The following is a 17151-nucleotide window of genomic DNA, read 5'->3' on the forward strand; positions in this document are numbered from 1 at the left end:
GAAGACACACGCGCTTTCAGCACGAATTCAGGGCGATTAGCTCAGCGGTAGAGCACTGCATTCACACTGCAGGGGTCACATGTTCGATCCATGTATCGCCCACCATCTTGCAAAGGGTCACGCATATGCCGTGGCCCTTTTTGCTTTGCGGGCTTCACCGTACTTTACGACCGCGACAAGCATTAGACTCATCAGTCTAGTATGATCGGGTCCCTTCCGGGCTTGATGTTCGTCAAGCCGGATTCCCAACCCAGCCACCATGACAGCGGACACGCGCGCGCGCATTCTCGATGCCGCCCTCAGCATTTTTTGCGAGAAGGGCTATGGCGCCTGCGTGGACGACATTGCGCGCCGGGCTGGCGTCGTCAAACAGACGCTCTACCATCACTACGGCAGCAAGGACAGCCTGTTTCGCGAGGCGCTGACCGGGCTGGTCGATGAGCTGCTGGTCGATTTGGTTGCCCGCTCGGGTTCGGTGCGCCAGGACTTGTTGCGTTTTGCCGAGTCTTTCCAGACCAAGACCATGAGCGAGCAGGGGTTGGCCCTGCACCGCATGCTCGTGGCCGAGTCGCCGCGTTTCCCCGAGCTGGCGCGTGCGGTGTGTGAAGCCTGGCAGGTCGCTGCGGTCGAATTGGCCCGCTTGTTGCGTGAGGCCATGGCACGTGGCGAACTGCGCGAGGGTGACGTCGATTTTGCAGCCGACATGCTGCTGAGCATGTTGACCGGCACGCAGCGCGATCTGCACCTCTTCGGCATGGCGCCGACAGCGCCCCAGCAGGCCGCGAGGACGGCTCAGATCATCGAATGTTTTTTACAGGCGTACGCACCGAACGCCCAAGCGTCTTGAAGGGAACCCAGAATGAAACCATTTGCCTACCGCTCTCTCCTGGCTTCGACAGCCGTTGTCCTGCTCCTCAGCGGCTGCGGCAAATCCGATGCGCCCAAGCCGGCCGCCGCGGGCCCCGGCGCTGCGCCGCCGCCGTCTGAAGTGGCCGTGGTGATCGCGCGCCAGGGCGAGGCCCTGCTGACCAAGGACCTGCCGGGTCGCCTGCAGGCCTGGCGCACCGCCCAGGTGCGGGCCCGCGTGGAAGGCATCGTCGAGCAGCGTCTGTTCGTCGAAGGCTCGGACGTGAAGGCCGGGTCGCCCCTGTACCGGATTGATGCGCGGACCTACCGCACCAGCTACGAGGCGGCCAAGGCCGATGCCGCCGCGGCGCGCGCCGTGGTGAACCGCTACCGCCCCCTGGTCGAGATGAAGGCCGTGAGCCAGCAGGAGCTCGATACGGCCGAAGCGCGGCTGCGCCAGACCGAGGCCGCCTTGTCGCGCGCCGAACTGGACCTGGAAAACACGACCGTGCCGGCCCCGATCTCGGGTCGTATCGGCCGCACCCTGGTGACCGAAGGTGCACTGGTCGGTCGCGGTGAGGCCACCCAGTTGGCCACCATCGAGCAGATCGATCCGATCTATGTGAACTTCACGCAGAGCAGCGCCGAACTGCTGGCCCTGCGTGATGCCATCAAGAGCGGTCGCTGGCGCAGTGCCACCAAGGCACGCATGGAGCTGGTGCTGGAGGACGAGAGCGTCTATCCGCTCACCGGCAAGCTGCTGTTCTCCGACCTGGCCGTGGATCCGGGCACGGGCGCCGTCTCGTTGCGCGCCGAGTTCCCGAACCCGAAGAAGGAACTGCTGCCCGGCATGTTCGTGCGCGTGCGCTACGCGCAGGCCCAGGCCGACAAGCTGATCACGCTGCCGCAGCGCGCGGTCATGTTGTCTCCCGGCGGTGCCGCGGTGCTGATCGTGGACGCCGAGGGCAAGGTCGCACCGCGCCCGGTCAAGCTCGGCGGCATGAGCGGCAGCACCTGGACCATCACAGGGGGCCTGGCTGGCGGCGAACAGGTGATCGTCGAAGGGCATATGAAGGCCCGTCCGGGCAGCGTCGTCAAGCCCGTGCCGTGGACGCCGGCACCGCCCGCGGGCGCGCCCGTCACGCAGGGGAAGTAAGACACCATGGCTAAATTTTTCATAGACCGCCCGGTCTTTGCCTGGGTGATTGCCCTGGTCATCATCCTGGCCGGTGCGCTCGCCCTGCGCCAGCTTCCCGTGGCCCAGTACCCCGAGGTGGCGCCGCCCGCCTTGGCCATCAACGTGACCTACCCCGGGGCTTCGGCCAAGGTGGTCGAGGACACGGTGGTGGCCCTGATCGAGCAGGAGATGAACGGCATCGAGAACCTGCTCTACATGGATTCGTCCTCCGAGCAGAGCACCGGCACCATCAACCTGACCTTCAAGACCGGCACCAATGTCGAGATTGCCTCGGTCGAGACGCAGAACCGCATCAAGCGCGTCGAGGCGCGCCTGCCCGACGAGGTCAAGCGTCTCGGTATCAACGTGACCAAGACGCGACGCAACTACCTGATGTTCATCTCGCTGTATTCGCCGGACCGGAGCCTCAAGGGCGTGGACCTCGGGAGTTTTGTGGCGGCCAGCGTGATCGATGAAATTCGGCGCGTGCCTGGGGTGGGTGAAGCCCAGCTCTTCGGTTCCGAGTATGCGATGCGTCTGTGGGTGGACCCGGACAAGCTGACGGCCTACCGCCTGACCCCGGGTGAGGTGATCGCGGCCGTGCGCGCGCAGAACGTGCTGCTGGCCGTGGGCGAAATCAACCAGCCCCCGGCGCCCTCGGGCGTGGAATACGCCGCCACCGTGATCACGCGCGGCCGCCTGACCTCGACCGAGGAATTCGGCAACGTGGTCGTGCGGGCCCAGGCGGACGGCTCGCTGGTGCGCGTGCGCGACGTGGCACGCGTGGAGCTGGGGGCGCAGGACTATTCCATCTTCGCGCGCATGGACAGCCAGCCGACCGCCGCCCTGGCCATCAAGGTGTCGCCGGGCGCCAATGCCATGGACACCGCCAAGGCGGTGCGCGCGCGCATGAAGGAACTGGAGCGCTATTTCCCCAAAGGCATTGCATGGGAGGTCCCCTACGACACCACGCCTTTCATCGACATCTCGATCAATGAAGTGATCAAGACCCTGTTCGAAGCGGTGTTCCTGGTCTTCATCGTGATGTACCTCTTCCTGGAGAACTTCCGCGCCACGCTGATTCCGACCATCGTGGTGCCGATCTCGCTGATCGGTGCAGCGCTCGGCCTGTACGTGCTGGGCTACTCGATCAACGTGCTCACGCTGTTCGCCATGGTGCTGGCCATCGGTATCGTGGTGGACGATGCCATCGTGGTGGTGGAGAACGTCGAGCGCATCATGAGCGAGGAAAACCTCTCGCCACGTGACGCCACCGCCAAGGCCATGGATCAGATCGTGGGCGCCATCATCGGCATCACCGTGGTGCTGTCTGCGGTGTTCATCCCCATGGCCTTTTTCTCGGGCTCGGTGGGAGCGATCTATCGCCAGTTCGCCGTGACCTTGGTGCTGACCATGCTGTTCTCGGCCCTGATGGCCCTGACGCTGACCCCGGCGCTGTGCGCCACCCTGCTCAAGCACAATCCCGGTTCACACGGAGGCGTCTTGCCCACCACCGGCTTCTTTGGCTGGTTCAACCGCGGTTTCGCTGCCGCCACACGCGGCTACGTACGTAACGTCACCCGCATGCTGGGCCGGCCCGGCCGCTGGTTGATCGTCTACGGTGCGATCCTGGCGGCCACGGTCTGGATGTTCAGCAAGCTGCCGGGCAGCTTCCTGCCCGAAGAAGACCAGGGTTATTTCATCAGCATGGTGATGCTTCCGCCGGGCGCGACGCAGGAGCGTACGGTGGAGGTGATCCACCAGGCCGAGCAGTTCTTCCTGAAGCAGCCCGAGGTGGAGCACACCATCGGTGTGGTCGGTTTCTCCTTCTTCGGCCGTGGCCAGAATGCGGGCCTGATCTTCACGCGCCTGAAAAACTGGGATGAGCGCAAGGCCAAGGAAAGCAGCGCGACCGCTGTAGTGCAACGCGCCAACATGGCCCTGTTCGGCATCAAGCAGGCCTTCATCTTCAGCGTCAATCCGCCGCCCATTCCTGAACTGGCAGCTGTCGGTGGTTTCGATTTCCGCCTGCAGGACCGCGGCGGCCTCGGGCGCGAGAAGCTGGCCGAGGCGCAGGCCCTGGCCGTGCAATTGGCCAGTAGCAACCCGGGTCTGGCCGGTGTGCGCATGGAGGGCATGCCACCCGGCCCGCAGCTGCTGCTGCAGATCGACCGCGAAAAGGCCCAGACCCTGGGCGTGGACATCGCGACGCTCAACGAGACGCTGCAGACACTGTTTGGCGTGGCCTACATCAACGACTTCGAGCGCCAGGGCCGCATCCTGCGCGTGCAACTGCAGGCCGAGCCGCAGGTGCGCACCACCCCCGAAGCGATGTTGCGGGTGCAGGTGCGCAACCGCAACGGCGGCATGGTTTCGCTGTCCGAAGTGGTCAAGCCGCTGTGGATGGTGGGCGCGCCCAAACTCGACCGTTACAACGGCGTGCCTTCGGTCAAGCTGTCCGGCAACCCGGGGCCGGGCCGCAGCACGGGCGAAGCCATGCAGACCATGGCGGACGTGGCGGGGCAGTTGCCCCCGGGCATCGGTTACGCCTGGTCCGGCACCTCTTTTGAGGAAAGCCTGTCCGGATCGCAAGCGCCGCTGCTGTTTGCGGTGTCGCTGATCGTGGTCTTCCTGTGCCTGGCCGCGCTTTACGAGAGCTGGTCCATCCCGCTCTCGGTCATGCTGGTGGTGCCGCTGGGCATCTTCGGCGCGTTGCTGGCGGTGTATATGCGCGGCCTGCCCAATGACGTCTACTTCAAGGTCGGCCTGATCGCAACCATCGGACTGTCCTCGAAGAACGCCATCCTGATCATCGAATTCGCGCGCAGCCTGCAGGACAAGGGCATGGCGCTCAAGGAGGCCATCCTGGAGGCCTGCCGATTGCGGCTGCGCCCCATCCTGATGACCTCGATTGCTTTCATCGTGGGTGTGCTGCCCCTGGCCATCTCCAGCGGCGCCGGCGCGCAAAGCCGGCACGCCATCGGCACTGGCGTGATGGGCGGCATGATCGCGGCCACCGTGCTGGCCATCTTCCTGGTGCCGGTGTTTTACCTGGTCGTGAGCCGCTTCTTCCCGGGTCACAGCCGTCAGCGCGGCGCAGCCGCAGGCGAGGAGGGCCACCATGGCGCCTAAGCACATTCGTTACGCGGCATTGCTCGCGTTGCTGGCACTGGCTGGCTGTTCCTTCGCGCCCACGTACGAGCGTCCCGCACTCGCCGTGCCGGAGGCCTGGCCCGACGACGTCAAGGCAACCGTGGCGCCGGGCAAGCCGGTGGACTGGGCCAGCTTCTTCCCGGACGAGCGCCTGCGTGCCCTGATCAAGCTCTCACTGGAGCACAACCGCGACCTGCGCATCGCCACGGCGCGGGTGGCCGAGGCCCAGGCGCTTTACGGCATCCAGCGCGCCGACCGTCTGCCCACCGTGAATGTGGGCGCTTCGCTGGCGCGCAGCCGCACGCCGGCCGACCTGTCGAGCACCGGTGCAGCTGTCATCGGCCAGCGGGCCGATGTCAACGTGGGCCTGTCGTCTTTCGAACTGGACTTCTGGGGGCGCGTGGCCAGTCTCAGCGAGGCCGCCAAGGCCTCCTACCTGGCGACCGAGCAGGCCGAGCGCGCCTTCCGTCTGACGCTGGTGTCCAGCGTGGCCGATGCCTACCTCTCCCTGAGCGAAGCGCAGGAGCGCCTGGTACTGGCCCAGTCGTCGCTGGAGACCCGGGCCCAGACCCGTGAGCTGGTGGACCGCCGGCGCCAGGCGGGACTGGCCGGCGACCTTGACTATCTGCAGGCCGATGCAGCCTTCGAGGGCGCCCGTGCTGAAGTGGCCGCCTTGTTGCGCCAGCAGTCGGCAGCACGCAACTATCTGCGCGCCCTGGTCGGGACCGAGCCCAGGGATCTGCCCGTGGGCAAGGCCCTGGCCGAGCAGGGCATTGCCCTGGACCAGCAGGCCGATGTACCGTCTCAGGTCCTGGTGCGTCGCCCGGATGTGCTGGCGGCCGAGCAGCGTCTGCTGGCGGCCAATGCGAACATCGGCGCCGCGCGCGCGGCCTTCTTCCCGCGCATCGCGCTGACGGCTTCGGCCGGTACGGCCAGCCGCGAGATTGAAGGCCTGTTCAAGAGCGGGTCTGACGCCTGGAGCTTCACGCCCAGCATCAGCCTGCCCATCTTCGACTATGGCCGCAACAGCTCCAACCTGGACCTGGCCACGGTTCGCAAGAACATCGCGGTGGCGGACTACGAGCGCACGGTGCAGCAGGCCTTCCGCGAGGTGGCCGATCTGCTGGTCGCGCGCGATCAGCTGGCCGAGCAGCTCAAGGCCGTGGAGGCACAGGAACGTTCGCAGCAGCGTGCGGCCGACATTGCCCAGGCCCGTTACCGCCAGGGCGTGGGCAGCTTCCTCGAAGTGCTGGATGCGCAGCGCCAGCTCTTCACCGTGCAGCAGAGCCTGATCCAGGTGCGCCGCACCATGTGGTCGGCCGCAGCCCAGCTCTACAAGGCCCTGGGCGGCGAAGAGGGCTGAGCGGCAGCTCGCTTATGCTCCCGGCTTTGCCCTTCTGAGGAGTTGAGCTGTGGAGCAGGTCGATTGTGTGGTGATCGGTGCGGGTGTGGTCGGCCTGGCGGTGGCGCGCGCGCTGGCACAGAACGGACGCGAGGTGCTGGTGCTGGAGGCCGCCGAGGCCATTGGCACCCAGACCAGTTCCCGCAACAGCGAGGTCATCCACGCCGGCATCTATTACCCCCAGGGTTCGCTCAAGGCGCTGCTGTGCGTGCAGGGCAAGCAGATGCTCTACGACTACTGCGCCGAGCGCGGCATCGGGCACCGGCGCTGCGGCAAGCTCATCGTCGCCACATCGCCCGAGCAGGTGGCCCAGCTGGAGGGCATCATCGCCAAGGCCGCAGCCAATGGCGTCCACGACCTGGTGCTGCTCACACGCGAGCAGGCCCGCGCCCTGGAGCCGGCGCTGGAATGTGTGGCGGCTGTCCATTCCCCCAGCACCGGCATCGTTGACAGCCACGGCCTGATGCTGGCGCTGCAGGGTGACCTGGAGAATGCCGGCGGCATGGTGGCCTGCCATGCGCGCCTGGCGCGCGCGCGGGTGACGGCGCGGGGCATCGAACTCGAATCCGAAGACGGCACCCAGCTGCGGGCCTCCACCGTGGTCAACGCCGCCGGCGTCCACGCGCCCTCCTTGGCGCACCGCATGGAGGGACTGGACGCACGCCATATTCCCGGCGAGTACTACGCCAAGGGCAACTACTTCACGCTCAGCGGTCGCTCGCCGTTCTCCCGCCTGATCTACCCCGTGCCCGAGGCCGCCGGCCTGGGCGTGCACCTGACCCTTGACCTGGGAAACCAGGCCAAGTTCGGTCCCGATGTGCAGTGGGTGGACTCGCCCGACGATCTGGTGGTGGACCCGGCGCGTGGGGAGGGCTTCTATGCCGAGGTGCGCAAGTACTGGCCGGCGCTGCCAGATGCGGCCCTGCAGGCCGGTTACGCCGGTATTCGACCGAAGATCAGCGGCCCGGCAGAGGCGGCACGTGACTTCGTGATCCAGGGGCCGGCCGGGCACGGGGTGCCCGGCCTGGTCAACCTCTTCGGCATTGAGTCCCCCGGGCTGACCAGCAGCCTGGCCATTGGGGCTCGGGTGGCTGAACTCGTCTGAAGCCGCTCAGTCGATGCTGACGCCGGCATCCTTGACGATCTTGCTCCACTTGACGGTCTCGTCCTGCATGAGCTTGGTGAGGCCTTCGGGGGTGGATAGGCTGACCTGCACGCCGGCATCAAACAGGGCCTTCTGGGTATCGGGCAGGGCCATGAGCTTGGCGATCTCGCTGTTGAGGCGCTGCACGATCTCCTTGGGCATGCCGGCCGGCCCCAGCAGGGCCAGCCAGTTGCTGGCGTCGTAACCGGACACGCCGGCTTCCTGCAGGGTGGGCACGTCGGGCATCTGCGGTGCGCGGGTGGCCGTGGTCACGGCAAGGGCCTTGAGCTTGCCACTGGACAGATGGGGCAGGGCGTTGGTGATGCCGGCGAAGCTGCTCTCGACCACGCCGCCGATCAGGTCGGTCATGGCCAGGTTGCTGCCCCTGTAGGGGATGTGCTGCAGCTTGGCATCGGTCATGGAAATGAACAGGCCGCCCATGAGGTGCTGCGTGCTGCCATTGCCCGACGAAGCGTAGCGCAGGGTATCGGGCCTGGCCTTGGACAGCGCGATGAATTCCTTCACGTTGTTGGCCGGGACCTTGCCGGGATTGATCACGAGCACGTAGGCGGAGTCCACCAGCTTGCTGATGGGGGTGAAGCTCTTGATGTGATCGTAGGGGATGGTCTTGTAGATCGAGGGGCTGATGGTGTGGGTCGAGGAGATCATGACCAGGGTGTAGCCATCCGGGGCGGCCTTGGCGACCAGGTCGGCACCGATGGTGGAGCCGGCCCCGGGTTTGTTCTCGATGACGAAGGAGCTGCCCATGGCGGCACCGAGTTTCTGGCCCAGGATGCGTGCCACCACGTCGGTGAAGCCGCCGGGGCCGAAGGGCACGATGATCTTGACGGGGCGGTTCGGATAGCCCTGGGCAGCGGCGCTGCCGGCGGCCAGCACGAGCAGCGAGCCCAGCAAAAGACGACGGACGGAGAAGCGTTCGGTCATGATGATTACCCCTTGTAGCTAGGTTCGGGCATGGCAAAGAAGCCGTGCAGGATGGCGTAGACCATTAGATAGTTTTTCTGCTGGAAGCTGGCATGGGAGATACCCTCCATGATGCTGAACTGCTTGTTGGTGCAGGGCAGCAGCTGGTAGAACTTCAGCAGGTCGTCCAGGCTGGCGATGCCGTCGAACTCGCCGCGCATGACCAGCGTGGCGGCCTGGATGTTGCGCGGCTCGACCACCGGCAGTTTCGAGCACATGTCGACGTAGGTGCCGGTGGGCATGGTGCTGTCCAGCGTCAGGATGGCGTCGGCAAAGGCCTCTTTGGTCGCCTCGTCGGCGCAGCCCGGATGGTCGCGGTTGAAGATGCTGTGCACGAAGGCACGGTCGATCGGGCGCTGGTTCTTGGCCAGGAATTCAGGCAGCTTCTTCTTGCGCTCGGCCAGGGTCGGGCTGCCTTCGCCGGTCCAGACGAAGGCGTCCAATGCCAGCCGGGCGACGCGTGCGGGGTGGCGCTCGGCAAACAGAGCGGCCTTGAGTGCACCGGAGGAGATGCCGTACACCATCAGCTTGCCCACACCGGTGGTCTTCAGGATGTACTCGCTGCCGGCGGCCAGGTCGTCGGCACCGTTGCTGATGTCGAAGTTGATGGGGCGGTGCTTGTCGGAACGGCCATAGCCCTCGTTGTCCATGCACCAGGTGTCGAAGCCGCGCTCGGCGAACCAGTCCATGACCGAGGAGTGCGGCCGGCCGGGGACCGTGAGGTCGAAGGTCGGCTGCGAGGCCATGGAAGAGCCATGGACAAAGAGGATGGTGCCGGCGTAAGGCACCTTGGACGACGCCGGTTTCTGCCAGAGAAAGAGCTTGATCTCTCCCTTGCGGGTCCAGTGCTCGATGCCGCCGGTCCACTGCACATTTGCCATGGTCTTGTTTCCTCGGGTTGATCTGTGATTCAGACGGGACGGCGCAGGAAGGCTTCCAGCGCGTAATGGAACTTGTACCGTTGCACGCCCATCATCGGGTTGTGGGCGATGCCGGAGAGCACGACGAACTCCTTGTCCTTGGTGGGCAGGCGGGCGAAGAAGTCCAGCAGGTCGGGCTCGGCCGCGATGCCGTCGTATTCGCCGCGGATCACCAGGGTCGGGCAGGGAATGGCTTCCGGCGTGGCCACCGGCAGGTTGGCGCACATGTCCACGTAGGTGCCGGTTGGCACTTCGCTCACCAGCGGCAGTTCCGCCGCGGCGATGGCCTTGGGCACGATGTCCTCGCTGCTGCCGGGTTTGTCGCGGTTGAACATGCCCTCATAAAAGGCCAGGTCCACCTTGCGGCGCGGGCTGGCCGAGTATTCGGGCAGCTTCTTGCGGCGCTGCTCCAGCGTGGGAGAGCCGGCACCGGTGTAGACCAGGGCCGAGAGGCCCAACCGCTCGACCGTGTCCGGATGCGCGGCCGTGTACAGGCAGGAGCGCAGCGCGCCGGAGGAGGAACCGAACAGGTTGACTTTATGCGCACCGGTCTTTTGCAGGATGAAGGGGATGGCGGCGGCCAGGTCCAGCGCGCCGGTCTTGATGTCGCTGTTGCCGCGACCCGACCAGCCCGAGCGGCCGTAGCCTTCGTGGTCCAGGGTCCAGACGTCGTAGCCGCGTTCGGCAAAGTAGTCCATCACCGAGTAGTCCTTGCCGCCGGGCACCTGCAGGTCGTAGGTGTTGCGACCCGAGACGGTGGAGCCGTGCACCAGCATCAGCACCGGCAGCGGCGCCTCGCCGGGAACGGGTGCCTTGGCGCGCTTGCGGTACACATAGAGTTGCACGCCCTCACGGGTCACAAAATGTTCTTCACTCCAGATCACGGTGATGGTCTTTCAGTTCGAGAGAGGGGCAGCGCGCTCGCGCCGGGTGGTGCCGCGGGCACGCCGGGTCAACGGGACAATATACTTTCAAGCCATCGTCTATGGAACGGGATTTTGTGAATTCATTGTTTACGGGCGTCATGCCGAGGGTTCCTTCATGCGCGACCTGAACGCCCTGGCCACCTTCGTGGCTGTCGTGGATGCCGGCAGCTTCACGGTCGCTGCCGATCGTTGCGGCATTTCCAAGGCCCTGGCCAGCCGCCATATCCAGGAACTCGAGGAGTCGCTGGGGGTGAAGCTGCTCAATCGCAGCACCCGCAAGCTGGGCCTGACCCTGGCGGGCGAACGCTTCTACGAGCGCTGCTCGCGCATCGTCGCCGATGCCGGCGATGCCGTGCGCGATGTTGCGGAACTCTCACGGGGTTCGCACGGCTTGATCCGCATCAGCACCGCCATCACCTTCGGCCGCCTGCACCTGCTGCCGGCCGTGAGCGAATTTCTCGCGCTGAATCGTTCCATCCAGATCGATGTCACCTTGTCCGAGCGCTTCGCCGACCTGATCTCCGGCAATGCCGATCTGGTGGTTCGGCTGGCGGAAGAGCCGCGCCTGAGCAATCTCGTGGCGCGTCGCCTGGCGCCTTGCCGCTGGATCGTGGCGGCCTCGCCAGCCTACCTGGCTGCGAACGCCACCCCACGCACCCCGCGCGACCTGCTGGCCTGCAATTGCCTGGTCTATGACCGGCCCAAGGGCAATGAATGGCGTTTCCGCGGACGCGAAGGTGAGCTGACCGTCAATGTGTCGGGCAACCTGCGTGCGAATGTGGCCGAGGGCCTGGTCGATGCTGCCGTGGCCGGCGTGGGCATCGCCGTGTTGCCGTCCTTCGCGGCCAGCGAACACATCGTGGCCGGACGCCTGGTCCAGCTGTTCCCGGAGTACACGATGCCGCAGAGCACGCTGTACGCCGTGTTCCTGCCGGATCGTCGCCTGCCGGAGCGCCTGCGCAATTTTGTCCAGTTCCTCGCCGAGCGCTTTGCAGATGAACCCTATTGGGACCAGCCGCTGCTCACGCCGCCTTCCGGCAAAGAGAGCCGCAGTTCCAGGCCTGGGGCCTGAATCCGTAAGGCGCGTCTCAGGGCGTCTGGCGCAAGGCCTTGATCGCCAGCGCAGACTGCTGCACCAGCGCCGGGCCCTGGTAGATCAGGCCGGTGTAGATCTGTACCAGGTCGGCACCGGCCTCGATCTTGCTCACGGCATCGGCGGCGCTCAGGATGCCGCCCACACCGACGATGGGGTAAGCCGGGCCCAGCGCGGCGCGCAACTGGCGGATCACGCGGTTGCTGGCCTCCCGCACCGGCGCGCCCGACAGGCCGCCAGCTTCCTGCGCATGTGGCAGGCCCGACACGGCGTCGCGGCTGAGCGTGGTGTTGGTGGCGATCACGCCGTCCATGTCGTGGCGCCGCAAGGTGGCGGCAATCACCTTGACCCGTTCTTCGTCCAGGTCCGGGGCAATCTTCACGAACACCGGTACCCGTCTGCCATGCTGCTGCGCCAGCTGTTCGCGCCGGGTCGCGATGGCCCCGAGCAGCGCGTCCAGCGCCTCGTCGCTCTGCAGTGCACGCAGGTTCTTGGTGTTGGGGCTGGAGATGTTGATGGTGACGTAGTCGGCATGCGGGTAGACGCCGGCCAGGCCGATCAGATAGTCATCCGTGGCACGTTCGATCGGCGTGGCGGCGTTCTTGCCGATGTTCAGGCCCAGCAGCAGGGGCGTTCCGCTCTTGCGGCGGAAGGTGGCGCGCTGCACGTTGGACAGGAAGGCGTCCAGGCCGTCGTTGTTGAAGCCCATGCGATTGATCAGCGCGTTCGCCGCGGGCAGGCGAAACATGCGGGGTTTCGGGTTGCCCGGCTGGGCCAGCGGCGTCACGGTGCCGACCTCGACGAAGCCGAAGCCCATGGCGCCCAGGCCATCGATGCAGCGGGCGTTCTTGTCCAGGCCGGCGGCCATGCCCACGCGGTTCGGGAACGGCAGGCCGGCCAGGGTGATGGGGTCCTCGACCCGGGGCTCGCTGTAGGTACAGGCCAGGGGGGTGTTCTGCGTGCGCGCCAGCATGTCGATGGTGAGGTCGTGCGCTGTCTCGGGGTCAAGGCGGAACAGCATGGCGCGGGAGAGGGCGTAGGGGATCAGGGACATCGCATAATTCCAGTGTTTCCCCGATTTTCCCAGATCAACCCTTCCTTTCTTTCCCCAACATGCTCACCCAAGACGAACTCAAGACCCTGGTCGGCCAGGCGGCCCTGCAATACGTGGTTCCCGGCGAGATCGTCGGGGTCGGCACCGGCTCCACAGTCAACAAGTTCATTGATGCGCTGGCCTCGATGAAGGGGCAGATCAAGGGTGCCGTGTCCAGTTCGGTGGCCAGCACCGAGCGCCTGCTGGCCCTGGGCATCCCGGTGTTCGAGGCCGGCGAGGTGGGTGAACTCTCGGTCTACATCGACGGGGCCGATGAGATCGACGGCCGCGGCTACATGATCAAGGGCGGTGGTGCGGCGCTCACGCGCGAGAAGATCGTGGCGGCACAGTCGCGTCGTTTCGTCTGCATCGCCGATGAATCCAAGCAGGTGGCCGTGCTGGGCAAGTTCCCGCTGCCGGTGGAGGTGATCCCCATGGCCACCCAGCGCCTGATCCGCCAGTTCGCCGCCCTGGGTGGCACGGCCAGGGTGCGCATGAAAGGGGCTGCGCCCCTGGTGACCGATAACGGCCAGCACATCCTGGACGTGACCGGCCTGCAGATCAAGGAGCCGCTGGCCTTCGAATCCGAGGTCAACCAGTGGCCGGGTGTGGTGACGGTGGGGGTGTTCGCGCACCAGCGCGCCCAGGTCTGCCTGCTGGGCACGGCCGCAGGCGTGAAGACGCAGACGTACTGAAATGCACAAGGGGCCTCTTGGGGCCCCTTGCTGGTCAGAAGACGATGCCGGTCGGATTGTCCGGCGTCGGCCCGGGTGCCGGGGCGCTGGGTGCTGCTGGTGGTGCTGCAGGGCGCGCGGCAGCGGGGGGGGGCGCTTCCGGGAGCGGTACCAGGGGGCCAATCGGCGGATTGCGATAGCCTGAGGGCAAGCGGGAGGTCTTGGGATAACCCGCGACATCCAGGTAGTCGTTCCATTCCCCCTCGGAAAAACCCTTGAGGCGCTGGCCGCCGATGGTGGCCGTGGGCACCGTGGGCTCAATGCCCAAGCGCTGGAGCGCTTCGACATCTTGTGCTGTCGTGACGGTGCGCTCGGTATGGGGAATGCCGCGCGAGTTCAGCAGGCTGCGCGCTGCATTGCAGGGTTCACAATTTTTTCCGCTGTACAGCGTGACCGGGTAGCGGTTCATGACTTCGCGCAGTTCGAAGGGCAGTTCACTGGCGCCGCCGCCCTCGCCTGAGCGGCCGCTCGGGCTCAGGGCCGTGGCTTTTTCGCTGCTGGTGGGCGGCTTGTCGGAAAAGGTGACCCGGCCGTCCGGACCGACGATGCGGTAGATGCCCTGGGCAGAAGCCAGGACAGGGAGCAGCGCCAGAACGGCGGCCGCAACCAGCCGGGTGGCGCGGTGGGGACGGTAGGTGGTCTTCATGCGTCTCATTATTCCCTATCTACGGCCGCGCTAGGAGCGGGCCATGCCCTGGTGCCGCAACAGGGCGTCCAGGCTGGGCTCACGCCCGCGGAAGGCCTTGAAGGACTCGATGGCCGGTCGGCTGCCGCCGGCCTCCAGGATGGCCTGGCGGTATTTTCGCCCGGTTTGCACATTCGGCAAGCCTTCAGGCCCCGGGTTCTCCTCGAAGGCGGCGTAGGCGTCGGCGCTCAGCACCTCGGCCCACTTGTAGCTGTAGTAGCCGGCTGCGTAACCGCCGGCGAAGATGTGGCTGAAGGTGTGGGCCGTACGGCTCCAGGCCGGCGGCTGCAGCACGGCGACCTCGGTGCGCACCAGGTCCAGCAGGGGCATGAAGTCCTGTTGCGGGTCATGTTCGGTGTGCAGCAACATGTCGAAGAGCGCGAACTCGATCTGGCGCAGGGTCTGCATGCCGCTCTGGAAATTCTTGGCGGCGACCATCTTCTCAAAGAGGGCGCGCGGCAGCGGCTCGCCCGTCTCGACATGGGCCGTCATGTGCTTGAGCACGTCCCACTCCCAGCAGAAGTTCTCCATGAACTGGCTGGGCAGTTCCACCGCGTCCCACTCCACGCCGCTGATGCCAGAGACATCGCGCTCGTTGACCTGGGTCAGCAGGTGGTGCAGGCCGTGGCCGAACTCGTGGAAGAGGGTGATGACGTCGTCGTGCGTGAGCAGCGGCGGTTTGCCACCCACGCCGTCGGCGAAGTTGCAGACCAGGTGCGCCACGGGCATCTGCAGGCGGCCGTCGTCCGGGCGCAGCCAGCGTGAACGCACATCGTCCATCCAGGCGCCGCCGCGCTTGCCCGGGCGGGCCGGCTGGTCCAGGTAGAACTGGCCTACCAAGTGGCCACCACGTTCGATCCGGTAGAACGCCACCGCCGGATGCCAGACCGGTGCCGTGTCAGGCCGGATCGATACCTCGAACAGGGTCTCGATGATCTTGAACAGGCCGGCCAGCACCCGCGGCGCGGTGAAGTACTGCTTGACCTCCTGCTCGCTGAAGGCGTAGCGCGCCTCCTTCAGGCGTTCGGCGATGTAGGACCAGTCCCAGGGCTGGGGATCGGACATGTGCAAATCGTCTCGTGCAAAGGCGCGCAGGTCGGCCACGTCCTGCTCGGCGTAGGGGCGGGCCTTGACCGCCAGGTCGCGCAGAAACCGCACCACCTGCTGCGGGGATTCGGCCATCTTGGGCACGACCGAGACCTCGCCGAAGTTCAGATAGCCCAGCAACTGGGCCTCTTCCTGGCGCAAGGCCAGGATTTCGCGGATCAGCGCGCTGTTGTCGAACTTGGCTCCTTCGCCCTCGGCCTGGTCGGAGGCGCGCGTGGTGTAGGCGCGGTAGAGCTTGTGGCGCAGCGCGCTGCTCTTCGCAAACTGCATCACTGGCAGGTAGCAGGGCATCTTGAGCGTGAGCTTGTGGCCATCCTTGCCTTCGGCCTGGGCAGCCGCGCGCGCAGCCTGCTGCACATCGGCGGGCACGCCTTCGAGTTCGCTCAGCGTTGCGTAATAAGACCAGGCGTCGGTGGCGTCCAGCGTGTTCTCGCTGAACTTCTGGCTCAGCTCGGCCTGGCGTTCCTGGATCTGGGCAAAACGTTCCTTGGCTGCGCCGCGCAAGTCGGCCCCACCCAGCACGAAGTTGCGCAGGGCGTTCTGGTGCGCCTGGCGCTGTTCCGCATTCAGCCTGGAGGGATCGATGGCCTTGTACTTGGCATACAGGCGCTCATCGGCGCCCAGGCGGGTCCAGAACTCTGTCACGCGCGGCAGGGCCTCGTTGTAGGCGGCGCGCAACTCGGGTGTGTCGGCCACGCTGTTGAGATGGCTGACCGCACCCCAGGCCCGGCCCAGTTGTTCCGTGGCCACGTCCAGTTCGCGCGCGATGGCGGACCAGTCGGGCGGGAAGTCGTTGGCGGTGACGCGTTGCAGAGCAGCGTCGCAGGCTCGCAGCAGCGCATCCATGGCCGGGGCCACGTGCTCCGGGCGGATGCGGTCGAAGAGGGGGAGGTCCGAGGTGTCGAGAAGGGGATTGCTCATATCCAGCATTGTGCGGTCAGCGGGGCTCGATTCAAGCCATGTCCCCATAGCTTTTGCTGATGTCCCCGATCAGCCCGCCGCCATGCGCTCGGCAGCTTCCAGGGTGTTGACCAGCAACATGGTGATGGTCATGGGGCCCACGCCGCCGGGCACCGGGGTGATCCAGCCGGCCACCTGCTTCACGCCCTCGAAGTCCACGTCGCCGCAGAGCTTGCCTTCGTCGTTGCGGTTCATGCCGACGTCGATCACCACGGCACCGGGCTTGACCATGTCGGCCGTCAGCACATTGCGCTTGCCGACGGCCGCGACGATGACGTCGGCCTGCAGGGTCATGGCCTTGAGGTCCGGGGTAGCGCTGTGGCAGATCGTCACCGTGGCGTTCTGCTGCAGCAGCATCAGCGCCATGGGTTTGCCCACGATGTTGGAGCGGCCGATGACCACGGCATGTTTGCCCCTGAGGTCGTAGTGGATCGATTCCAGCATCTTCATGCAGCCGTAGGGCGTGCAGGGCCAGAAGCCGGGCTGGCCGACCATCAGGGCGCCGGCGCTGGCCACGTGGAAGCCGTCCACGTCCTTGGCCGGGGAGATGGCCTCGATGACCTTGTGCGCGTCGATGTGGGGGGGCAGGGGCAACTGCACCAGGATGCCGTGGATGGCTGGGTCCTTGTTGAGGGCGTCCACGCGCGCCAGCAGCTGGGCTTCGGTCATGGTGGCCTCGTACTTTTCCAGCACCGAGTGCAATCCGCTGTCCTCGCAGGCCTTGACCTTGTTGCGCACATAGACCTGGGAGGCCGGGTTTTCGCCGACCAGGATCACGGCCAGGCCGGGCGTGATGCCGCGGGCCTTGAGGGCGGCCGCGCGCTGGGCGACGTCGCCGCGCAGTTGCTTGGAGAGGGCGTTGCCGTCGATCAGGCGGCCGGTGGTCTGGGTCATCGTGCTATTCCGTCGGTCAAGTAAAAACGCCCG

At 66.1% G+C, this 17151-nt stretch carries 14 protein-coding genes and 1 tRNA gene; 8 read left to right on the forward strand and 7 right to left on the reverse strand.

The features are described from left to right. Positions 1–30: 30 nt before the first annotated feature. From AC1RRP_RS14495 to AC1RRP_RS14520, 6 genes are all read left to right on the forward strand, one after another. Positions 31–105: transfer RNA gene (locus AC1RRP_RS14495), tRNA-Val, on the forward strand. Between the two features lie 154 nt (positions 106–259). Then, positions 260–847, forward strand: coding sequence for a TetR/AcrR family transcriptional regulator (locus tag AC1RRP_RS14500; protein ID WP_493037340.1), 588 nt, complete (start codon positions 260–262; stop codon positions 845–847). A 12-nt stretch (positions 848–859) separates the two neighbouring features. Continuing rightward, a complete protein-coding gene (locus AC1RRP_RS14505) occupies positions 860–2002 on the forward strand; it encodes an efflux RND transporter periplasmic adaptor subunit (protein ID WP_493037342.1) in 1143 nt (380 codons plus the stop codon). Between the two features lie 6 nt (positions 2003–2008). After that, positions 2009–5155: an efflux RND transporter permease subunit gene (locus tag AC1RRP_RS14510; RefSeq protein WP_493037344.1), complete on the forward strand. Its 3147-nt coding sequence runs from the start codon at positions 2009–2011 to the stop codon at positions 5153–5155. After that, positions 5145–6539 carry an efflux transporter outer membrane subunit gene (locus AC1RRP_RS14515; protein ID WP_493037346.1) on the forward strand — a complete coding sequence of 465 codons (1395 nt, stop codon included), beginning with the start codon at positions 5145–5147 and terminating at the stop codon, positions 6537–6539. Before AC1RRP_RS14510 ends, AC1RRP_RS14515 begins: the two co-directional genes overlap by 11 nt. Before the next feature lie 49 nt (positions 6540–6588). Continuing rightward, a complete protein-coding gene (locus AC1RRP_RS14520; protein WP_493037348.1) occupies positions 6589–7683 on the forward strand; it encodes an NAD(P)/FAD-dependent oxidoreductase in 1095 nt (364 codons plus the stop codon). Between the two features lie 6 nt (positions 7684–7689). On the opposite strand, the gene AC1RRP_RS14525 is transcribed toward AC1RRP_RS14520, so the two are convergent. Genes AC1RRP_RS14525 through AC1RRP_RS14535 form a run of 3 tightly spaced genes read right to left on the reverse strand, consistent with a single transcriptional unit; the run spans position 7690 to position 10510 of the window. Then, a complete protein-coding gene (locus AC1RRP_RS14525; protein WP_493037350.1) occupies positions 7690–8667 on the reverse strand; it encodes a tripartite tricarboxylate transporter substrate binding protein in 978 nt (325 codons plus the stop codon). A gap of 5 nt (positions 8668–8672) precedes the next feature. Then, positions 8673–9587, reverse strand: coding sequence for an alpha/beta hydrolase (locus tag AC1RRP_RS14530; protein WP_493037352.1), 915 nt, complete (start codon positions 9585–9587; stop codon positions 8673–8675). 29 nt (positions 9588–9616) lie between these two features. Continuing rightward, positions 9617–10510 (reverse strand): alpha/beta hydrolase, encoded by an 894-nt coding sequence (locus AC1RRP_RS14535; RefSeq protein WP_493037354.1) that lies wholly within the window; start codon positions 10508–10510, stop codon positions 9617–9619. A 157-nt stretch (positions 10511–10667) separates the two neighbouring features. On the opposite strand from AC1RRP_RS14535, the gene AC1RRP_RS14540 reads away from it, so the two are divergent. Beyond that, a complete protein-coding gene (locus AC1RRP_RS14540; RefSeq protein WP_493037356.1) occupies positions 10668–11624 on the forward strand; it encodes a LysR family transcriptional regulator in 957 nt (318 codons plus the stop codon). A gap of 16 nt (positions 11625–11640) precedes the next feature. Here AC1RRP_RS14540 and AC1RRP_RS14545 read toward each other — a convergent pair whose 3' ends face one another. Further along, a complete protein-coding gene (locus AC1RRP_RS14545) occupies positions 11641–12699 on the reverse strand; it encodes a quinone-dependent dihydroorotate dehydrogenase (protein ID WP_493037358.1) in 1059 nt (352 codons plus the stop codon). Positions 12700–12758: 59 nt separating this feature from the next. On the opposite strand from AC1RRP_RS14545, the gene rpiA reads away from it, so the two are divergent. Continuing rightward, the gene (gene rpiA, locus AC1RRP_RS14550) at positions 12759–13433 is read left to right on the forward strand and encodes a ribose-5-phosphate isomerase RpiA (protein ID WP_493037360.1); all 675 of its coding nucleotides are present in this window, start codon (positions 12759–12761) and stop codon (positions 13431–13433) included. A gap of 34 nt (positions 13434–13467) precedes the next feature. Here the strand turns inward: rpiA and AC1RRP_RS14555 are convergent, their stop codons facing one another. From AC1RRP_RS14555 to folD, 3 genes are all read right to left on the reverse strand, one after another. Further along, positions 13468–14118, reverse strand: coding sequence for a glutaredoxin domain-containing protein (locus AC1RRP_RS14555; protein WP_493037362.1), 651 nt, complete (start codon positions 14116–14118; stop codon positions 13468–13470). A 30-nt stretch (positions 14119–14148) separates the two neighbouring features. After that, on the reverse strand, positions 14149–16185 hold the full coding sequence (locus AC1RRP_RS14560) for a M3 family metallopeptidase (RefSeq protein WP_493037364.1): 2037 nt from the start codon (positions 16183–16185) through the stop codon (positions 14149–14151). 69 nt (positions 16186–16254) lie between these two features. Further along, positions 16255–17118: a bifunctional methylenetetrahydrofolate dehydrogenase/methenyltetrahydrofolate cyclohydrolase FolD gene (gene folD, locus AC1RRP_RS14565; RefSeq protein ID WP_493037366.1), complete on the reverse strand. Its 864-nt coding sequence runs from the start codon at positions 17116–17118 to the stop codon at positions 16255–16257. Positions 17119–17151 lie beyond the last annotated feature (33 nt).

It is taken from the genome of Hylemonella sp. GW821-FHT12C09, assembly GCF_058807395.1.

What these genes read in the sequence shown, in the direction of transcription:
- AC1RRP_RS14545 (WP_493037358.1), bottom strand. Translation starts at nt 12,699, where the DNA reads ATGTCCCTGATCCCCTACGCCCTCTCCCGCGCCATGCTGTTCCGCCTT.
- AC1RRP_RS14530 (WP_493037352.1), bottom strand. Translation starts at nt 9,587, where the DNA reads ATGGCAAATGTGCAGTGGACCGGCGGCATCGAGCACTGGACCCGCAAG.
- folD (WP_493037366.1), bottom strand. Translation starts at nt 17,118, where the DNA reads ATGACCCAGACCACCGGCCGCCTGATCGACGGCAACGCCCTCTCCAAG.
- AC1RRP_RS14505 (WP_493037342.1), top strand. Translation starts at nt 860, where the DNA reads ATGAAACCATTTGCCTACCGCTCTCTCCTGGCTTCGACAGCCGTTGTC.
- AC1RRP_RS14525 (WP_493037350.1), bottom strand. Translation starts at nt 8,667, where the DNA reads ATGACCGAACGCTTCTCCGTCCGTCGTCTTTTGCTGGGCTCGCTGCTC.
- AC1RRP_RS14540 (WP_493037356.1), top strand. Translation starts at nt 10,668, where the DNA reads ATGCGCGACCTGAACGCCCTGGCCACCTTCGTGGCTGTCGTGGATGCC.
- AC1RRP_RS14500 (WP_493037340.1), top strand. Translation starts at nt 260, where the DNA reads ATGACAGCGGACACGCGCGCGCGCATTCTCGATGCCGCCCTCAGCATT.
- rpiA (WP_493037360.1), top strand. Translation starts at nt 12,759, where the DNA reads ATGCTCACCCAAGACGAACTCAAGACCCTGGTCGGCCAGGCGGCCCTG.
- AC1RRP_RS14515 (WP_493037346.1), top strand. Translation starts at nt 5,145, where the DNA reads ATGGCGCCTAAGCACATTCGTTACGCGGCATTGCTCGCGTTGCTGGCA.
- AC1RRP_RS14555 (WP_493037362.1), bottom strand. Translation starts at nt 14,118, where the DNA reads ATGAAGACCACCTACCGTCCCCACCGCGCCACCCGGCTGGTTGCGGCC.
- AC1RRP_RS14560 (WP_493037364.1), bottom strand. Translation starts at nt 16,185, where the DNA reads ATGAGCAATCCCCTTCTCGACACCTCGGACCTCCCCCTCTTCGACCGC.
- AC1RRP_RS14510 (WP_493037344.1), top strand. Translation starts at nt 2,009, where the DNA reads ATGGCTAAATTTTTCATAGACCGCCCGGTCTTTGCCTGGGTGATTGCC.